We start from the raw sequence: 18422 nt of genomic DNA, 5'->3' as shown, positions 1-18422 counted from the left end.
AATTTGTGAGCTATTCTGCTGTTTTGCCGCCCTGGCTGGTTTTAGATCCTCTGTTGCGTACCTGGTTGTTGGAGGATATTGGCCGCGGCGATCGCTTTCCTAGCGCCTAAATTATTGATAGATCAATTCCTTTGTGCTTCAGTCTAAACAGATGCTATCCAACGCCCAATATATATAGATGGAGTAAAAGATAAAGTAAATCGGCTGATATCCCAAGTGGGTGGGTATGAGAGAAGTAATGCCATATTTAGTGTGGCGATATCATTGATATCAGACTGTGCATTCGGAATGACCCGATCGTAAATATTTTTCTCTGCTACCCCCGATTATCGATGGGATACTAAATAAATAGATATGTCGCTTAATAAGGTAAAATTAGCGATTAGCCGTTGGGATGAGACAAGAAAATGCTAGACATCAATCGGGTGCTCAAGGAAGATCGTCTGCTTAGAGCATTTAGTGGACTGAATCGTAAAGCATTTGATGAGTTGTCAGTTGCCCTTGAAATTGGTTGAGTCGATGGGGGATATTATTCCCCGCACCTCTCAGTTAAATCTGGGCGTGCGACTTTCACCGCACCCAGCTTCCGATGTTCTTAGCTTGCGCTTTTGCTCATGTGTTTGTAATCATGGCAACTCTCATGAATTGCTTCAAGATTATTTTTCTTCCAGTTGGCGTGATTTCCATCGATGTGATGTAGGTGAACCCTTTCTTCATCAATGAACTTTAAGCCGCAGGATGCACATCTATGGTTTTGCTTTTTAAGAGCTTTAGAGGTTTCGCCGTCGTAGAGCTTGCTGTTACGTTCGCTCCAGTAGGCTGTATCTCCGTCATAGGGGGATTTTGTTCCTTTGACCATAACGTATTTACTATCGGAGTAGGAAACCGATGGAAATGCCTTTTTAACTAACTCTTTGCTAGTGTGGCGTGTTTGTTTGGTTTCCCTGTTGAATACCGTGTAGGCTCTGTGATTCATGAACCAAAGTTTTAGCTTTGACCCGTCCTTCTTGCAGAACTTATGATAATTTCTCCAACCTCTGACTACCGGGGCTAATTTCTCAGCCTTTGTGGTAGCACCATAATTCGAGTTGTTGACGATGTGTTTTACTTTCTTACGAAAAGCTTTGAAGTTATCCACTGAGGGAGTACTTCTTAACTTTCCATTGCTCTGCACTTTGAAGTGCCAGCCGAGGAAATCAAATCCATCTGTCGCGGCGGTAACTTTGGTTTTCTTTAGGCTTACATTCATTCCGCGTTTGCGGAGGAACTCGCTGATTCTTTCAAGTATCTCTGTCGCATCATCTTCAGGTCGGAGTATAATAACCATGTCATCCGCGTACCGGATTGATGGCTCTTTGATATCCTTTTTTGAGGTTTTATCAGTAATTCTGTTTCCTCGTATCTTGTGGTATCTATGTATACTCTCAATCCCGTTGAGTGCAATATTAGCTAGTAAGGGACTGACCACTCCCCCTTGAGGTGTACCCTGTTCAGGGAATTCTGGGTTTACTCCTGATTTTAAACATCGGAAGATTCCGAGTTTTAAGCCTTTTGGGGCAATGAGTTCGTCCATTATTGCTGAGTGGTTAATCCTGTCGAAGCACTTTTCAATATCGAGTTCGATTACCCGTTTTTCTGTTCCATTGTTGGTGAAGCATAGATTTTGAAAGATGTACCTTTGTGCATCATGGGCAGAGCGCCCAGTTCTAAAACCGTAGCTCCTAGCGTGGAAAGTGGCTTCGTGTGCTGGTTCTAGTGCATATTTTGCTAGGCATTGCCAAGCTCTATCCGCGATGGTTGGTATCTTAAGCATTCTGGTAGTCCCGTCCTTCTTGGGGATGGGGATTTCCCGTAGTCCTTGATGCTTCCAATTTCCACTATTCATTTTCAGTAGTTCTTCAAGGTTGAAGCGGTCTTCAAATGAGAGGGATTTCTTACCATCGATACCCGCCGTCTTTTTACCAGCATAAAGCTTAGATACTTGTCTTATTGCAAGAAATCGAGCCGAGGTGGATTTTAGAATAAGCTTTTGGAGTGACCTAGCTTTCCGCTTGTCTCCAACAAGAACCGCTTTAAATACGCGCTTTTGAAGGCGGAAAAGATTTCGGCGGAATTTCTTCCACGGTAAAGCTTTCCAAGATTCACTAGTTTTTACACTGTGTCTAATCATTTTCTCTTCTAGGGTTTGTATTTTCTGAACACCTCAGACCAGTTACGGTCTGTCCTACCCGACTTGTGAGAGTTCCGCTTCTCGTCTAGCCTACTTGGGGTTCGACTGCCCCAGGACTCACAAATCGTTTTTATTCGTTCCCTCGGAGAGATTGATTGTTCCGTTAGATGTAGCCAATTCGACTACTGGATTCCCTGAACTCTTGCCGTTATTGAGTACGGATACGGCGGGAATAGCTCCAGTAGGGTCAGGGATATTGAGTTGCGCCCTGCCTGATATTAAGTCGCTTTTTTAGGCTCTGTTTCATCATAGGAACTCCCTATTAGCGCCAGTGTCAACCCGCAAAGGTCGTCTGATTGCGCCCTGTTCCCAGCTTCACTCTACAAGAAACGAGCTTGTTCGGTGTGGGCAGATAAGGAGTCAATTCTGAGTCTGAATGGTAGGACTTTCACCTACATCTGACCGAGAGTTCAGCCTGCAAGTGACAGTAATCTGCTGTCGGGCTGGGTTAGTTATGTACGGGCTGATTACCATGATTCACTAACCAACGAATCGCACGTACTTAACATTGAAGCGATGCCTGCGGCGGGCTACGCCTACGCCAACAGCCAAAAGCCTCGGAAACGGTCTGTGGGTGGGGGTAGAAAGCCTCGATTGCAGCGAGTAGAAGACAAGCTATTTTTCATATTGTTCTACTTCAAGTGCTACCCCACCTTTGATGTGGCGGGAGTACTGTTTGACCTACATCGCAGTCGGGCACACCGTTGGATGTTAAGACTACAACCATTGCTCGAGACTGTCCTGGGAAAGAAAATGGTATTACCAGAACGTAAGTTGGAGAGTATAGAGGAGTTTATTGCTCGTTTCCCGTATGCTCAAGAAGTCATGATTGATGGGACGGAACGCCTGATTCAACGTCCCAAAGACGAAGAGAAGCAGAAAAGTCATTACTCGGGTAAAAAAAGCGCCATACTCGCAAACACCTCGTAATGACAGACCAAGCTAAACGGGTACTAGTGCTATCAAAAGCAAGGGAAGGTAAGGTTCATGATAAAAGACAGTTAGATGAGGAAAAATTGGTAGATTTTGTTCCAGATGAAGTTCCGATTCATGTGGATTTGGGGTTTCAGGGATTACAAAAAGAATTTGTCAACATCCGCATTCCAGACAAAAAGCCCAGAGGCAAACAACTAACTGAAGAACAAAAACAATCCAATCGAGAAAAAAGTAGCGATCGCGTTAAATGTGAACACACAATATCAGGTATTAAGAGATACAAAGTTGCTACAGCAGTATATAGAAATCACATTCGTGATTTAGATGATCGTTTCATGTTGACTGCTGCGGGTCTGTGGAATTTCTACTTGATGGCTGCATAAATTGATGAGTGATATCGAGAATTCTATTTCATCATTTTTTGCTCTTATTTAGCGACAAGTCTATTCTATGATTCACCATATTTCAATTGCTGTTAGAAACCCTAGTCATGTTGCTCAAGTTCTGGGAGAAATCTTAAAAGCGCAAGCTGTTCCCTTTCCTCCTAACTCAGGAAGTTATATGGTTATACCTTTTGATGAATACGGTACAGCCATTGAACTTTATCCTTTAGGTTCTCAAATAGAACCTGGTGAAGGTGATGAAGAATGCGTATTTGTACATACTGCTATTACTGCCAGGTATACAGATGTTCATGCAGCTATCTCTGTACCAATTAGTCAGCAAGAAATTGAAAAAATTGGTGCTCGTGAAGGTTGGCGTGTAGTGCGCTGTAACCGCGATTCTTTCTTTGATGTGATTGAGTTCTGGGTGGAAAACAGGTTAATGATTGAATTGCTAACACCAGAAATGGCATCTCAATATTTGAAATTTGCCACGCAGCAAGAAAATCTGAAATATTTTTTGGCAGAACCAGCTTTAGCTATAACTTGATAAACATTTATTGGAATCCTATTTTCTTTATAAGAATTGTAAAATGCAGATCCTCAACTTGTTCGATAAGTTAGGGATCTGCTTTTATTTACATCTACCCTACGGTAAGCTTCTTTGCGTCTATGACTGAGACAAAAGTCTACTTCTTCACCCTATTAGTTAGTCTTATACTGCTAGAATAAAATTATTTTAAATATATTAAACTAGCGGTATTGCAAATAGTAGATAATTGATATGATACACAAATATCATTACTTATTTTGCAACAGCCAATCTACCAATTCTTGATAAGCACCACATAGTTGCTTTTTGAGAGCATCGCGCTCATGCCAGCTAACTGGGTTTGTTGGATCTAAAATTTTATCTAACCGAGTATGAGCTTCTGTACTTGATGATCTCAAATCATGACACTTGAGTAACCCACTAGCAAATATCCTAAGTTTTTGTTCTTGACTATGAATGTGTTGCATTCTGCTTGGCAAAGGCATTTTTGCAACATCTTCCCTATTGGGTTTCAACTTTAGTTTTTCTACAAGTATGGGGTAGAGTAATTCTTCATGGAACAAATCTAACTGAGACGCATATCTCGAAGGGTTAGGAAGGTATGATTTATCAGATTGCCATAGGAAATCAGTTGCACGTTGATATGCCAAACCTAGTAAACCATGAAAGTCTACTGGCTGAGAAAACTTCACTCTGTAAAATTTTGTGAAAATGTACCGTATGTAGCATGGTTGAAGATGAGGCAACGAATTATCATACCCTCTGGCAGAGTTTCTCAAGTATTCACTGAGTTGCTGGGTTTCATCAAGACCCAATTTCTCCATTGTTAGACCATGTTCAACATATAACTGGTATAGCAAAGTATCAATCACAATTGGTGACTTGTCACAAATGCTCTGTTTGAGAATGCATAGAGCTTCATGCTCATCAATTGCTAGTCGTAAGGCTTGAATAATTGCTGTACGTCTTACTGATGGACTATATGAAGAAGATGAAATTATGTTGAGCAAAACACTCATGTTCTCTTGGTTATCTCCTAGCGCCATCACAGCAGCGCAAAGTAAGGGCCAGTCGCGCTTATTATCAGTTAGCCATTTTCTAAATAAACCATGATGATAACGAAGTGAAAAATCCTGACGCATCAAGGTTTCAATTGCAAATGTTACAGTGCTGTCATATACACTATGTTTAGCAATAATATTCTTATCAAGAAACTCAAGAGCATCTTTGTCAAGTTCGCATTTTCTTAAATATTTATGTAACGGTTCGGTGAGCCAAGGTCTATCGAGCAAGTATGGTAGTATTGCAGTTACAATCTCAGGATTCGGATCTAAACGATACAGACAGAACTTTAAATGACGTTCTGCAAACGGATCATTTCCACTAGTATCAATGGATTTCTTCGATTGCCAAAACAACTCAAATAAATCTTCTTGTAATCCTGAACTAGCTATTAATAAATCTAGGCTACGATTGCCTATTTCACAATCCTCACCCAAAAGAGCAACATCATGTAATGATGGTTCTGCTAGAGAATCAGGTAATGTTGTGTCTGGTATCTCATTTAGCTCACGAAATCTGCGATCTACTTCTGATAGTTTAGATGCCATTCGATCCGCTTCTTCCGCAAAATTGCTAATTTGACGCACTGTGGTTTTAGTAGTTTGTATAAGAAGTCCTAAAGTTTTTAAGTTTCTGTCAATTCGGATAAGTCCTTGCTGAACCGCTTCTCTAGTCCTGGCAAGTAATCTAATGTCATCTACATATCGAATATAGTGGTACTCTTGGACAGAAAGTTCTCTATCAAATCCATACAGGAAAAGTATTTGCGAAGAAATCTGATGCCAAGCACCCTTGTGGGAGTCCACGATTGATTGTTTCTTCTCCCTTAACTGAAGCCCAGATAGGTAAGTATGTGCGGAGATGTTCAGCTGTTAGGTCATCAACTAACTGTTGTTCACGCAGATACTTGATCAACATCGCTTGGTCTATCGTCTCATAAAAAGCGGCCATGTCTGTTTCTGCTAGCCAGACATTACCTTCTTCATACAGAGTTTGAAACTTTATTTTGGAAAAGACGATACTGTATTTTCCAGAGCATAAACATAGGTTTCTGTACTGGATCAGACAAAACATTAGCAAAAGACTGTCGATTAGCTGCTGTAGACAGAATTGGTCTAGCCTTTTCAGCCACAACATTAGCTATAGCCTGATAGACAACACGATCGCTAACTGCCAGTATTGCCATTGGACGCAAAGTCTGAGATGCCTTGGGGAGATACTTAATTTCTGGGTATGAAGCTTCAAAAGTTCTCCCCGCCAAAGTTTGTCTAATACCAATTCTATGTGAGGCTGCATAGAACTGTAGAATAGAGGAGAGGGAAAAACTCAAGACCAGAAGCAAACAATGGCACGCGCTTTCAATCTAGAAATATCGGAGAGTGTTGAGTATTTGTCCAAAAGTCTCACTAAGGCGCGGACATCAGCGGAAAAAGAACGATTGCTTCTTCTGTGGTGGATCAAAACAGGACAAGTGACACAGCATCAACAATTGAGCCAGAGACTGGGTAGAGATGGCTCAACCGTAACCAGATGGTTACAAAAGTATCGGCAAGGGGGACTAGAAAAATTATTAGAGGATGGCATTTTTGTCAGGAATATCCTCATCTAGACAGTGAGAATTTTCAAAAATTCCTTGATGCTCTATCCCAAGAACTGGGTGATGATATGGCACTCATGCTTTAGGGTTCAAGCTTCTGCACACCAAGCTTTGGGTTTGTCTTGGCCTGAAAATCTCATCCCGATATTTCAACCATCTCATAGTCCTCAACTCAACCCGATTGAGAGATTATGGCAGTTTATCAAACGTCAGTTCAAAGGTGAGAATTTTTTAAATTTACAGGAACTACGACAACGGGTTCAACATGAGTTAGCTCAAATGTCTTGTGAGTTAATCTCCTCTTTAACAAGCTATGATTTCATCCTTGAAGCTCTATTTCATGAAGCTTTATTCTATGCATCTTCATAGAGAATTGGTATAAGTAGTTCAAGGTTGTGGTCACGATTGGCAGCAAATACTTTTAGGCCAATCCAGTCTCGTGAATCAGAGCGATCAAAGTAGCGAACGCGCTTCCAAGCGAGTTTGAGATTATCAAGGCTTATAAAGCTATCGTATATTGAAGTACTAGTGTTCATTTGTAACAATAATTACTTGTATGCAGCTTCAATTATATTGCACTACATTAATACTATAATTAATTACATACTTGTTAAAGTGAAGCCCAAAGTAAAGAAAGTTTTCAATAATTTACATGAGATGCTTTAATTTTTAATAAAATACCTCACCCCCTTACTACTTCTTCACCGCCGGATACTGCTTCAAGACCTGCTTTAAATATTGCCCAGTATAAGACCTGGGATTTTTTGCAACTTCCTCTGGTGTACCCACAGCAATCAATTCTCCGCCTTTGTCGCCACCTTCTGGCCCCAAATCTATCACCCAGTCAGAACAACGAATTACATCTAAGTTGTGTTCAATGACTAATATTGAATTGCCTTTATCTACCAATCTTTGCAACACATCTAACAATTTGTGGACATCGTAAAAAGATAACCCTGTTGTCGGTTCATCTATTAAATAAAGTGTCTTACCTGTGGCGCGTCGAGATAGTTCTGTTGCCAATTTCACCCGTTGCGCTTCACCACCTGATAAGGTTGTCGCAGGTTGTCCTAGTTGGACATAACCCAACCCGACATCAAATAAAGTTTGCAAACGCGCGATCGCTTTGGGTATATTCTGGAAAAAGTCTAAACTCTCCTCAACTGTCATTCTCAGGACATCAGAGATAGACTTATCTTTATACTTCACCTGCAAAGTTTCGCGGTTGTATCTTGCACCCTTACAAATTTCGCATTGCACGTAAACATCAGGGAGAAAGTTCATTTCAATCACATTCACACCCTGTCCGCTACAAGCTTCGCAACGTCCACCTTTAACGTTGAAGGAAAATTGTCCGGGTTTGTAACCCCTAGCTTTGGCTTCTACTGTTTGGGAAAATACATCCCGAATGGCATCGAAAATTCCTGTGTAAGTTGCAGGGTTAGAACGTGGTGTGCGTCCAATGGGAGATTGATCAATAACGATCGCTTTATCAATCGCGTTTAATCCCTGTATTTTATCCAAATGTCTGGGTAAGGGAACTTTCTTTGTTAAATGGTGTTGCAGAGATGGATATAGTAATTCATTAATCAGGGTAGATTTGCCAGAACCAGACACACCAGTTATGGAAACGAGTTTACCTAGTGGAATGTCTACATCTATATTTTGTAAATTGTTGCGATGGGCATTTTTAATTCCCAAACTGCGCCCATTTCCTTCTCGGCGTTCTGCTGGTGTGGTAATTACTCGTCTTCCTGATAAATATGCACCTGTCAAAGAATCTTCTGCTGCTAATAATGCCTCAAAATCACCTTGGGCGATAATATTTCCGCCGTGAATTCCTGCACCAGGGCCAATATCAACTATATAGTTGGCTGCACGAATTGTTTCTTCATCGTGTTCAACGACAATTAATGTATTACCCAAATCGCGCAATTTCGTTAAAGTTTTGAGCAATCTGCCATTATCTCGTTGATGCAAACCAATACTCGGTTCATCTAAAACATAGAGAACTCCTGTTAAACCAGAACCAATTTGCGTTGCTAGGCGAATTCGTTGGGCTTCGCCACCTGAAAGGGTCATGGCGGGACGGTCAAGGGTGAGATAATCTAAACCGACATCCAACAAAAATTGCAATCTAGCTTTGATTTCTCTCAGGACTAAATCAGCAATTTGTAACTGGCGATCGCTCAACTTAAATTGCTCAATTCTCTCCCGACAATCCCGAATTGATACGGTAGTCAATTCTAAAATTCCATATTGTCCCAACTTCACCGCTAAGGCTTCCGGTTTTAACCGTTTTCCTTTACAAACCTCACACGGCTGATCGATTAAATACTGCTCTAATTTTTGCTTAATTAATTCAGAACCACCTTCATACTGCCGTTGCAAAATTGGAATAGCACCTTTAAAGCTCTGCTTTCTTTGTGCCTCTGCGGCTCGTTCATCTTTCTCTCCAAACAAAATAATTTGCTGCTGTTCTTCTGTCAGCTTGCTCCAATTTGTTTGTAACTCAAACCCATAAATCTGCCCTACACTATAGAGTAATTCCAAGTAATAAGAATTATCTTTTTCTGACCAAGGCGCGATCGCAGCATAAACTGGCGCTTCCCAGTCGGGTACGATCAAGTCTGGCGCAAATCTTCTTAAAGTCCCGATGCCATGACAGTGCGGACAAGCACCATAAGGTGAGTTAAACGAGAACAATCGCGGTGATAGTTCCTCCATTACCGCGCCATGTTCTGGACAAGCAAAATTTTCCGAAAATACTAATTCTTCTTCTTTTTCTTGTCCGTCGTCACCAAGCAGACTCACCAGAATGGCTGCAATCCCACCCGATTGCTTGAGACACGTAGACAGGGAATCAACCAAACGCTCTTGAATATCAGCCTTTTTCACCAAGCGGTCAATTACCACTTCGATGGTGTGAGTAAAATTTTTATCCAATTCAATGGAATCTGACAGTTCGCGGATCTCGCCATTGATCCGCACGCGGACAAAACCTTGGGATGCCAGACTTGACAAAAGCTTACGATGTGTGCCTTTCTTCCCCCTGACAACGGGTGCAAGAATTTGGAAGCGAGTACGATCTGGTAATTCCATGATGCGATCGCACATCTCATCGATTGTCTGGGGTGCAATACAGCGATCGCATATCGGACAATGGGGTTCGCCAGCCCGACCAAACAACAGCCGCAAATAGTCGTAAATCTCCGTCACCGTACCGACAGTAGAACGGGGGTTATGAGACGTTGACTTTTGGTCAATAGAAATTGCTGGACTTAAGCCTTCAATGGCTTCGACATCCGGCTTATCCAGTTGTCCTAAAAATTGCCGTGCGTAGGCACTGAGGGATTCCACATAGCGACGTTGCCCTTCAGCGAAAATGGTATCAAAGGCTAAGGAAGACTTACCAGAACCAGAAACGCCAGTGAATACGATTAGGCGATCGCGTGGCAATTCCAAGTCAATATTTTTCAGATTATGCTGCCTAGCACCCCGAATCCGAATGGTATTCTGGCTGTTGTGGCTGGGGTACGGAAGATGTCCATTCAAGGATGCTGCTAGCTGTTGGTCTGACATATTGGGCGGCAAAGAAGGAGTTTCTTATGAAACAGTCCTTAATAATACTATCTTTAATCAGTTTATAGTAGAACAATCGTACTGTTTTAAATTGAAGTTGTACTTGAGATATTCTGAATCATGCTAGCCAATGCAGCCACCCATGATGTCACCTGGGAAAAGTTACCTGATGATTTTGTTTTAGACAACGAGCCAGTAGATAACATTAATCAGCCACTCTTGGCTGCTGCTTTAACAGAAAGCTTAGAACTTGCCAGCAGATTACCCGCCGATGCTTTAACCATCACTAACTATGGTATCTGCGCCACCTTGAATAATCGATTTGTGGTCAAAGCGCCAGATTGGGGATATGTATCATCTATTCGAGTCTCACGAGAAGAAGTGAAGCGCAGTTATACGCCACGACTTCAAGGTGATATTCCGGTAATTGTGATGGAATTTCTCTCAGATACCGAAGGTGGAGAGTATTCGAGTAAACCGACGTATCCCCCTGGTAAATGGTTTTATTATGAGCAGATTTTACAAGTGCCAAACTATGCCATTTTTGAACCAGATAGCGGAGTTTTAGAAGTTTATCGGCGAGTTGATTTAGGACATTATGAATTGCAAACACCAGATGCAAATAATCGTCACTGGATTGCCGAAATGAGCTTGTTTTTAGGTGTATGGCAAGGAAGCCGAGAAAACCGCACAGGTTATTGGTTACGTTGGTGGGATGACAATGGCGAATTATTTCTGTGGGGTTTGGAGTTAGCAGCAAAAGAACGGCAGCGTGCAGAGAGATTGGCCGCTCAGTTAAAAGCGCTGGGAGTCGAACCGGAGGTTTAACTCGGAACTTCGACCTTTTTGCTCGGCCGTTCGTGTTCGGAACTCGGAACTTTGACCTTTTTGCTCGGCCGTTCGTGTTCGGAACTCGGAACTTTGACCTTTTTGCTCGGCCGTTCGTGTTCGGAACTCGGAACTTCGACCTTTTTGCTCGGCCGTTAGTGTTCAGAACTCGGAAGTTCGACCTTTTTACTCGGCCGTTTGTGTTCGGAACTCGAAACGCCGAGTTCTGAACTTGAATTTTGTCTCCTTATTACCGAGCGATGTCTACGACGGGCTACGCTTACGCCTTTAGCTCTACATTTAAGTTTAGAATCACTGGACACCAAGAGTTTTAAACAGCGATCGCATCTCTAATTTACCAAGCGATCACTGTTTTTGAATATTAAAGGGCGATCGCTCCCTCATCCCCCGGTTGGTGAGCGAAGTCGAACCACATCTTCTTCATCTACCTACCGCCTTGGACACACCTTAGCCGCATCAGGATGGCTAGCCAAATAACTCTTAAGCCAACTGCAACCTTGTGCTAATAAATCATCAAGATTCAGATTCCACAATTTGATAGTGTTGTCAGCACTGGCGGAAGCTAAAGTTTTACCATCCGGGCTGAAAACGATGCTGTAGACTGAATCGCTATGCCCAATCAGAGTGGTAATTTCTTTGCCCGTATCGAGATTCCACAATTTGATCGTCTTGTCAGTACTGGCGGAAGCTAAAGTTTTGCCATTCGGGCTGAAGAAGACGCTGTTGACCGAATTGCTATGCCCAATCAGAGTGGTAATTTCTTTGCCCGTATCGAGATTCCACAATTTGATTGTGTTGTCAGCACTGGCGGAAGCTAAAGTTTTGCCATTCGGGCTGAAGACGACGCTGTTGACCGAATTGCTATGCCCACTCAGAGTGGTAATTTCTTTGCCCGTATCGAGATTCCACAATTTGATCGTGTTGTCAGCACTGGCGGAAGCTAAAGTTTTGCCATTCGGGCTGAAGAAGACGCTGTTAACCGAATTGCTATGCCCACTCAGAGTGGTAATTTCCTTGCCCGTATCGAGATTCCACAATTTGATTGTCTTATCATCACTGGCGGAAGCTAAAGTTTTGCCATTCGGGCTGAAGACGATGCTGTTGACCCAACTGCTATGCCCACTCAGAGTGGTAATTTCTTTGCCCGTATCAAGATTCCACAATTTGATGATGTTAGTACTGGCGAAAACTAAAGTTTTGCCATCTGGGCTGAAGACGATGCTGTTGACCCAACTGCTATGCCAACTCAGAGTGGTAATTTCTTTGCCCGTATCAAGATTCCACAATTTGATCGTCTTGTCATCACTGACAGAAGCTAAAGTTTTGCCATCTGGGCTGAAGACGACGCTGTTGACCAAATCGTTATGCCCACTTAGAGTGGTAATTTTTTTGCCAGTATCGAAATTCCACAATTTGATCGTCTTGTCACTACTGGCGGAAGCTAAAGTTTTGCCATTCGGGCTGAAGACGACGCTGTTGACTGAATTGCTATGCCCGCTCAGAGTGGTAATTTCTTTGCCCGTATCGAGATTCCATAATTTGATCGTCTTGTCAGCACTGGCGGAAGCTAAAGTTTTGCCATCTGGGCTGAAGAGGACGCTTTTAACCAAATGGTTATGCCCACTTAGAGTGGTAATTTCTTTGCCAGTATCGAGATTCCACAATTTGATCGTCTTGTCAGCACTGGCGGAAGCTAAAGTTTTGCCATCTGGGCTGAAGACGACGCTGTTGACCAAATCGTTATGCCCGCTCAGAGTGGTAATTTTTTTGCCAGTATCGAAATTCCACAATTTGATCGTCTTGTCACTACTGGCGGAAGCTAAAGTTTTGCCATCTGGGCTGAAGACGATGCTGTTGACTGAATCGTTATGCCCACTTAGAGTGGTAATTTCTTTGCCAGTATCGAGATTCCACAATTTGATCGTCTTGTCAGCACTGGCGGAAGCTAAAGTTTTGCCATCTGGGCTGAAGAGGACGCTTTTAACCAAATGGTTATGCCCACTTAGAGTGGTAATTTCTTTGCCAGTATCGAGATTCCACAATTTGATCGTCTTGTCACTACTGGCGGAAGCTAAAGTTTTGCCATCCGGGCTGAAGACGACGCTGTTGACCAAATCGTTATGCCCACTTAGAGTGGTAATTTCTTTGCCAGTATCGAGATTCCACAATTTGATCGTCTTGTCACTACTGGCGGAAGCTAAAGTTTTGCCATCCGGGCTGAAGACGACGCTGTTGACCCAATCGCTATGCCTTTCCAGGCGATTTTGTTCACGAATATTAGTACTAGATAGAATTCTCTGTAAACTAAACAAAGGGCTGTATGCTGGATAGTCTGCTAAAGATTGTTTATCCTTGACCAGACTTTTTAATGTTCCTGCCGTCTCCATTGCTAATAGCAGAGCATCAAATTCTCTGGAAGTCTCAAAAAGCTGCAATGCATTTGTTCCGCTTTGTTCCAATCGCGTAGCCGTTAAAGCAACAATTCTTGCTGCATCTGCCTTTTTTAGTTCCTCCACAGAAGTTTTACGGGCATTGACTGCCTCTTGCCGTTGTTTAATTGCTTGGTTTGCCTGTACTTCAGCTTGACTAGCCTTAGCGCTAGCTGCGGCCACTTTATTTTGAGCCAATGTCAGGTTTTGCTGTGCCTGATTCACTTTGGCATTTGCTGTATTTAGTTTTGAAGTTGCATTACTAAGATTCCCTCTTACCTGTACCGCTTGTTTCGATATACGTTTATTTTCAACTGATATACGCTGATTATCTTGCTTGGTTGCTGCGGTTTCTGTCTTCGCGTTTTTTAACTCTCTTTGGGCGTTATCTGTTTCTGCCTTAGCTAATTTTGCTACTGCAATAGCATTCCTGGATGCCTGAAGACTTAGTTGAGTAATTATAAATGATGCTACCGCCCCCACCAGAGCAAAACCTAACACCACAGAGCCAATACGAATTCGTTGATTAGCTTTGTGGTTCGCCTCTGCTAAAACTTGCTTTGCCTGTTCCTCTGCCTTCAGCCTTTTTTGCACATCGCGCTTTTCCAACTCCTGGCTAGCAGCTAAAAACTGATAGTCTAAGTCACTTAAACTTTTACCTACTGCCCATTCTTGGGCATCATGCAAAGTCTTTCCCCGCAACAACCGCGACTCATCTTGACGTTCCGACTCAACCCAGGCATTAAATGTATCGGAGTAGAGGCGCAAGTGTGCTAAGATTTTCTCGCACCATTCCTGTTTAAACACCTCTGCATAGATGCGGTTATAAATTCGCAGCTTCCCTTCCCGCTTCACCACCAAACCCGTCAGCCGCAGTTCCGTTTGTTCAGCACTATCATCAATTACTATCTCTCCCTGCTGCAATATATGCTGATACAACCCCAACAATCGCCCAGTCTGCTGTTCCCCACTCCGCATGATTCTGTCTCGAATCGTCTTCAAATGCTCCGGCTCATCTTGCGTCTCCCAATTCTCAATAATCCCCTCGCGTATCAACTCTTCTACCCAGTCCCTAACCTCTATTCCCCAATTCCTAGTCTCTAGTCCCCCCTGCACCAGCAACTTACAAACTTTTTGCGTCAAAAACGGCTGTCCCCCCGTCCAGTCGAGCACAACCCGCATCAACTCTTGAGAATCACCCACTTCAGCCAATCCCTGTGCCAAGGGTTGCGCCTCTCGGAGTTGAAAGCCAGTTAAATCAATTGCCTGTCCAATATTAAAAGGTGTCCGGCGTTTGTCTTGAATTAAATCTGAAGGCGTAGACACTCCAATCAAAGCAAAGGTAAGGCGGTTATATTCAGGATGGTCTGCTCGTCGGTTGTAGCAATCGCGGATAACTGCAAAAAAGTCATCCAAGTTGAATGAAAGACTCAGAACGCTATCAATTTCATCAATAAAAATAACAATCTTTTCAGCAATTGTTTTTAGTAAAATTGTTTCAATAAACTTGCTCAAGTGCTGCACTGGTGAAAGCAAAGCGTTATCAACCCACCAAGTATCTAAATCAAAAGTTGTATAAATATTAAAACTTCCCACCAGAGTATCAATCACCCCGGCATACCACTCCGTTGGCGTAATATCTGCCGTCCCAATAGCTGTAATATCAACAACAGCACAAGCAAATCCCTCAGTTTGCAACTGCTGCATTACCCGCACCCGCAAGCTAGATTTCCCCATCTGCCGAGAATTGAGTACATAACAAAAATCCCCAGCCTTCAAGCCTTCATAGAGGTCATGGTCAGCTTGCCGTCTAACATAAGTTGGTGCATTTTGAGGCAGACTACCACCGACTTGATATTGGTACTGGGTCATAAACAATTAAAAATTCACTCATTCAAAATTATGAAATCCAAGCTAGTTTGGTCTTGGGATGGTGTGTTAGCCAATGGCATAACACACCCAACAACATTACGAATTACGAATTAAATGAGCTAGGTGCTTTAAAACTTTCAAGACAATATATATGTCATCACGACTATCTAAAGCAAACAAATCAGATAGAGCATATTGTGGAGTTTCAGTTTTTAGCAGTTTGATAAATCTAAATTCATTACCATTGGTGACAAACCCAAAAACAGGTTTAGCCGAAGTTGCATCTGCCAACATATAAGCCAACGCTTGCGGAATTGCTGGCACTAAGGAGTAATCTGCTCGTTTCGCCTCAATAACGAGAACCCAAAGTGGAGGATGGAACACCAAGATGTCAATATGTCCTCTAATAATCATGCCTTCGTCTTCAGAAGAAATTCTGACCTCTTGTTCTGAGGCGATGTAGAAAGGCGGTTGATAAAAACCTGCTAGGCGCAATAGTGGAGATAGCACTACCATTTTGACTACAGGTTCCAAAATAGGATATTTCGATAGATGCAAATATTCTGTCTTAACTTCGTTGAGAGATTGCTTTTCTAAATCACTCAACTCAGGTAAATCTTGCTGCCACTCTGAAAAAAAAAGTTCGTCGTCTGCAAGGTGTAGACCAAGTTCATCGATGAGTTGGGCTAGGGTGATATCTTTCCCTTGAATAAGTTGAACCATTGTTGAGCCTTTTAGTTAAATGGTAATTGCAGATGAAAGTATTTCAGGTCTTCTTAATGTACTTTTTTAATTTTTAATTCCCAATCTATTCAAAAAATATTGACGATACAATTCACACAGTGGCATCACTTCATTGCCTTGAAACTTAACTAACCCCATACTGCGGAGTTTAAACGCTTCAGTTGTGCCTACATCCACGGCGCGATTTGCTGTCATAACTTGTTTGAGTGCAGCTAGCAATTCTGCATCCTCTTGCAAATTCAGCCAATGGCGGCGTAAATGGTCGCTGTAAGGGCCTTCCTCGGTTGCCGCGATTTTTTGCAGATTTTCCAGCGTCATCCTACCACGGGCAATTTCATAAAGCGCTACCCGCACTAAATAAGGATGGCCACCGACGAGTGTCATTAATTCTTCAATTTGTGAGTCAGGCCAATTGAGTCCGTGACGCTGTACCAAGTTTTGTACTTGTATTTGATTTAAGTCTGGCAACTCAATGGGTAAGCCCACATTAAAAGGCGACTGATTAATATTGAGTGGAATATAAACTTCCTTAGAATGCACAATCACCAACCGGAGATTTTTCCAAACTGTCTCATTCTTTGAACGCTCATGCCAAGCTCGTAGTAATCCAAAAAAATCAGCCGCAATTATCGGATGCTTGAAGACTTCATCGACTTCATCCAAACCTATAGCTATAGGTCTATTAATGGCTGGTAATAAATACCGTTGAAAGTAATTTGTACATTTATTCTTGCTACCTAAAACACCCTTCCAATACTCATCTAACTTATCCGGTAGATTCAGTTCGTTGCTAATGCTGGCACAGAACCACTGCAAAAACTGATCTAAATTAGCGAGAAATTCTGCATCGGCTGACTGGAAATTTATAGGTGCTGTCTTATAGTCATGTTGATATGCATGATGGAGAACCCGCGACATGAGGGAAGTTTTGCCCATCTGCCGGGGGGCTTTGATGCGAATTAAGGCCCCTGGTTGCAGAATTGCTTCATAACAGTCTACCTCAATAGGCGATCGCTCGACATAAAAAGCAGAGTTGAGAGATACCTGTCCTTCTGGATTTTCTAAGGAGATTGCTGTTTTAATCTCGGTATCTGGAATCATTTCGTTAACAGAGAAAGCACCTTGGGGATTATTCCGACTTTTCAGCACTGGGGTAGAAGACTCTGGAATACTTTCTAAATCAATCGCGCTACAGCCAAACTCATAAGCATCCTCATAAGACCTATCAGCACCTAGTGCATCATAAAAGCCTACCGCAAATTTAATTGCGGCCCTGTCCCCAATTGCCCGATTCATCCCAACTACACAGTTAATGTGTTGGTAAATAGCCTCAGCTTGCACCTCGCTATAGCAAGCATTTAATAAGATACACTCAACTTTGTCTTTAAATAACTTAAATAACCTTGCCAGTGACTCTGTACTCACCAGCTGCATTGCCCCTGTATTATTTTCCAAGGCTAAACCTTGATTTCCGCCACCATGTCCAGAAAAATGGATAATATGAGGATTATGATCTAAAAGCGCCCGCCGCAAATCATCAGGACGCACTGCCCATTTAGTAATTAGTTCAAACTTATCTCGGCTGCGAGAGCGTTGCAACCCTTCCTGAATTTCCCTTACTTCCTCGTCCAAGCGGAGTTTGTCTGTCGTTGTGGGATTAGCTGACACAATCAGGATTTTTTTCACAGCGCTATCAACTATTGAATGCAAGCTTCTGGCTTAGATGTAGTTTACTACAGCAGATAACTACACAATTACTGATAGTGCATTACCGTTAACGAGCCTTTGAACTGGATGAATCCACCTTTTATCTCCGTTAACGAGCCTTTGAACTGGATGAATCCACCTTTTATCTCCGTTAATGAGCCTTTGAACTGGATGAATCCACCTCTGAACTCCGTTAACGAGTATTTGAACTGGATGAATCCACCTTTTATCTCCGTTAACGAGCCTTTGAACTGGATGAATCCACCTCTGAACTCCGTTAACGAGTATTTGAACTGGATGAATCCACCTCTGAACTCCGTTAACGAGTGTTTGAACTGGATGAATCCACCTCTGAACTCCGTTAACGAGTATTTGATACTTACCCCTGTTCTGTCACTTTCCGAGTATTCTTAATAAAAGGATTAAAAGAAAAAACTCTGGAAGGTAAGCAGGGCAATGGATGTAGAATTACAGATCC

At 42.5% G+C, this 18422-nt stretch carries 16 protein-coding genes and 1 pseudogene; 8 read left to right on the top strand and 9 right to left on the bottom strand.

What is annotated here, in order from left to right:
• Positions 1-5: 5 nt before the first annotated feature.
• Positions 6-95 (top strand): annotated as a pseudogene (locus V7K44_RS13130) (carboxylating nicotinate-nucleotide diphosphorylase); the annotation flags it as partial.
• A 500-nt stretch (positions 96-595) separates the two neighbouring features.
• On the opposite strand, the gene V7K44_RS13125 reads toward V7K44_RS13130, so the two are convergent.
• A complete protein-coding gene (locus V7K44_RS13125) occupies positions 596-2170 on the bottom strand; it encodes a group II intron reverse transcriptase/maturase (protein ID WP_334932064.1) in 1575 nt (524 codons plus the stop codon).
• A gap of 576 nt (positions 2171-2746) precedes the next feature.
• On the opposite strand from V7K44_RS13125, the gene V7K44_RS13120 reads away from it, so the two are divergent.
• The 3 genes from V7K44_RS13120 (at position 2747) to V7K44_RS13110 (ending at position 4099) form a co-directional block, all read left to right on the top strand.
• Entirely contained in the window at positions 2747-3160 is a 414-nt protein-coding gene (locus tag V7K44_RS13120) for a helix-turn-helix domain-containing protein (protein ID WP_334932062.1), read from the top strand.
• The gene (locus V7K44_RS13115) at positions 3160-3549 is read left to right on the top strand and encodes a transposase family protein (protein WP_334932060.1); all 390 of its coding nucleotides are present in this window, start codon (positions 3160-3162) and stop codon (positions 3547-3549) included. The genes V7K44_RS13120 and V7K44_RS13115 overlap by 1 nt, the downstream gene beginning before the upstream one ends.
• 67 nt (positions 3550-3616) lie before the next feature.
• Entirely contained in the window at positions 3617-4099 is a 483-nt protein-coding gene (locus V7K44_RS13110; RefSeq protein ID WP_334932058.1) for a hypothetical protein, read from the top strand.
• Between the two features lie 251 nt (positions 4100-4350).
• Here the strand turns inward: V7K44_RS13110 and V7K44_RS13105 are convergent, their stop codons facing one another.
• The 3 genes from V7K44_RS13105 to V7K44_RS13095 are packed head-to-tail and all read right to left on the bottom strand — an operon-like array spanning position 4351 to position 6494.
• Positions 4351-5970 carry an RNA-directed DNA polymerase gene (locus V7K44_RS13105; RefSeq protein ID WP_334932056.1) on the bottom strand — a complete coding sequence of 540 codons (1620 nt, stop codon included), beginning with the start codon at positions 5968-5970 and terminating at the stop codon, positions 4351-4353.
• Positions 5906-6115 (bottom strand): hypothetical protein, encoded by a 210-nt coding sequence (locus V7K44_RS13100; protein WP_334932054.1) that lies wholly within the window; start codon positions 6113-6115, stop codon positions 5906-5908. The genes V7K44_RS13105 and V7K44_RS13100 overlap by 65 nt, the downstream gene beginning before the upstream one ends.
• Positions 6116-6146: 31 nt before the next feature.
• Positions 6147-6494, bottom strand: a complete 348-nt coding sequence (locus V7K44_RS13095) for a hypothetical protein (protein WP_334932052.1) — start codon at positions 6492-6494, stop codon at positions 6147-6149.
• Between the two features lie 15 nt (positions 6495-6509).
• Between V7K44_RS13095 and V7K44_RS13090 the strand changes: the two genes are divergently transcribed.
• Together V7K44_RS13090 and V7K44_RS13085 are read left to right on the top strand one after the other, a co-directional pair.
• Positions 6510-6773: a helix-turn-helix domain-containing protein gene (locus tag V7K44_RS13090; RefSeq protein WP_334932050.1), complete on the top strand. Its 264-nt coding sequence runs from the start codon at positions 6510-6512 to the stop codon at positions 6771-6773.
• Positions 6774-6776: 3 nt separating this feature from the next.
• Positions 6777-7130: a transposase gene (locus V7K44_RS13085; protein ID WP_334932048.1), complete on the top strand. Its 354-nt coding sequence runs from the start codon at positions 6777-6779 to the stop codon at positions 7128-7130.
• Here V7K44_RS13085 and V7K44_RS13080 read toward each other — a convergent pair.
• Both V7K44_RS13080 and uvrA read right to left on the bottom strand, forming a co-directional pair.
• Complete coding sequence (locus V7K44_RS13080) at positions 7115-7297, bottom strand: hypothetical protein (protein ID WP_334932046.1); 183 nt, start codon at positions 7295-7297, stop codon at positions 7115-7117. The genes V7K44_RS13085 and V7K44_RS13080 overlap by 16 nt on opposite strands.
• A 157-nt stretch (positions 7298-7454) precedes the next feature.
• Positions 7455-10343 carry an excinuclease ABC subunit UvrA gene (gene uvrA / locus V7K44_RS13075; protein WP_334932044.1) on the bottom strand — a complete coding sequence of 963 codons (2889 nt, stop codon included), beginning with the start codon at positions 10341-10343 and terminating at the stop codon, positions 7455-7457.
• Between the two features lie 120 nt (positions 10344-10463).
• Between uvrA and V7K44_RS13070 the strand changes: the two genes are divergently transcribed.
• Positions 10464-11171 carry a Uma2 family endonuclease gene (locus tag V7K44_RS13070; protein ID WP_334932042.1) on the top strand — a complete coding sequence of 236 codons (708 nt, stop codon included), beginning with the start codon at positions 10464-10466 and terminating at the stop codon, positions 11169-11171.
• 449 nt (positions 11172-11620) lie between these two features.
• Here the strand turns inward: V7K44_RS13070 and V7K44_RS13065 are convergent, their stop codons facing one another.
• The 3 genes from V7K44_RS13065 to V7K44_RS13055 form a co-directional block, all read right to left on the bottom strand.
• On the bottom strand, positions 11621-15493 hold the full coding sequence (locus V7K44_RS13065; protein WP_334932040.1) for an AAA-like domain-containing protein: 3873 nt from the start codon (positions 15491-15493) through the stop codon (positions 11621-11623).
• Between the two features lie 96 nt (positions 15494-15589).
• Positions 15590-16216 (bottom strand): type I restriction enzyme HsdR N-terminal domain-containing protein, encoded by a 627-nt coding sequence (locus V7K44_RS13060; protein ID WP_334932038.1) that lies wholly within the window; start codon positions 16214-16216, stop codon positions 15590-15592.
• A gap of 66 nt (positions 16217-16282) precedes the next feature.
• A complete protein-coding gene (locus V7K44_RS13055) occupies positions 16283-17923 on the bottom strand; it encodes an AAA-like domain-containing protein (RefSeq protein WP_334932036.1) in 1641 nt (546 codons plus the stop codon).
• A gap of 108 nt (positions 17924-18031) precedes the next feature.
• On the opposite strand from V7K44_RS13055, the gene V7K44_RS13050 reads away from it, so the two are divergent.
• Positions 18032-18358 carry a hypothetical protein gene (locus V7K44_RS13050; RefSeq protein WP_334932034.1) on the top strand — a complete coding sequence of 109 codons (327 nt, stop codon included), beginning with the start codon at positions 18032-18034 and terminating at the stop codon, positions 18356-18358.
• The last annotated feature ends 64 nt before the right edge of the window (positions 18359-18422 follow it).

The organism is Nostoc sp. (assembly GCF_036917235.1).
Lineage (GTDB): Bacteria > Cyanobacteriota > Cyanobacteriia > Cyanobacteriales > Nostocaceae > Nostoc.
Note: the sequence above shows the minus strand (reverse complement) of the source record. Positions and strands in the feature narration are given on the sequence as shown.

Excerpts from the sequence above, each read along its gene's own strand:
- V7K44_RS13125 (WP_334932064.1), bottom strand. The coding sequence starts at position 2,170 with ATGATTAGACACAGTGTAAAAACTAGTGAATCTTGGAAAGCTTTACCG.
- V7K44_RS13120 (WP_334932062.1), top strand. The coding sequence starts at position 2,747 with ATGCCTGCGGCGGGCTACGCCTACGCCAACAGCCAAAAGCCTCGGAAA.
- V7K44_RS13115 (WP_334932060.1), top strand. The coding sequence starts at position 3,160 with ATGACAGACCAAGCTAAACGGGTACTAGTGCTATCAAAAGCAAGGGAA.
- V7K44_RS13110 (WP_334932058.1), top strand. The coding sequence starts at position 3,617 with ATGATTCACCATATTTCAATTGCTGTTAGAAACCCTAGTCATGTTGCT.
- V7K44_RS13100 (WP_334932054.1), bottom strand. The coding sequence starts at position 6,115 with ATGGCCGCTTTTTATGAGACGATAGACCAAGCGATGTTGATCAAGTAT.
- V7K44_RS13090 (WP_334932050.1), top strand. The coding sequence starts at position 6,510 with ATGGCACGCGCTTTCAATCTAGAAATATCGGAGAGTGTTGAGTATTTG.
- V7K44_RS13080 (WP_334932046.1), bottom strand. The coding sequence starts at position 7,297 with ATGAACACTAGTACTTCAATATACGATAGCTTTATAAGCCTTGATAAT.
- uvrA (WP_334932044.1), bottom strand. The coding sequence starts at position 10,343 with ATGTCAGACCAACAGCTAGCAGCATCCTTGAATGGACATCTTCCGTAC.
- V7K44_RS13070 (WP_334932042.1), top strand. The coding sequence starts at position 10,464 with ATGCTAGCCAATGCAGCCACCCATGATGTCACCTGGGAAAAGTTACCT.
- V7K44_RS13065 (WP_334932040.1), bottom strand. The coding sequence starts at position 15,493 with ATGACCCAGTACCAATATCAAGTCGGTGGTAGTCTGCCTCAAAATGCA.
- V7K44_RS13060 (WP_334932038.1), bottom strand. The coding sequence starts at position 16,216 with ATGGTTCAACTTATTCAAGGGAAAGATATCACCCTAGCCCAACTCATC.
- V7K44_RS13050 (WP_334932034.1), top strand. The coding sequence starts at position 18,032 with ATGAATCCACCTTTTATCTCCGTTAACGAGCCTTTGAACTGGATGAAT.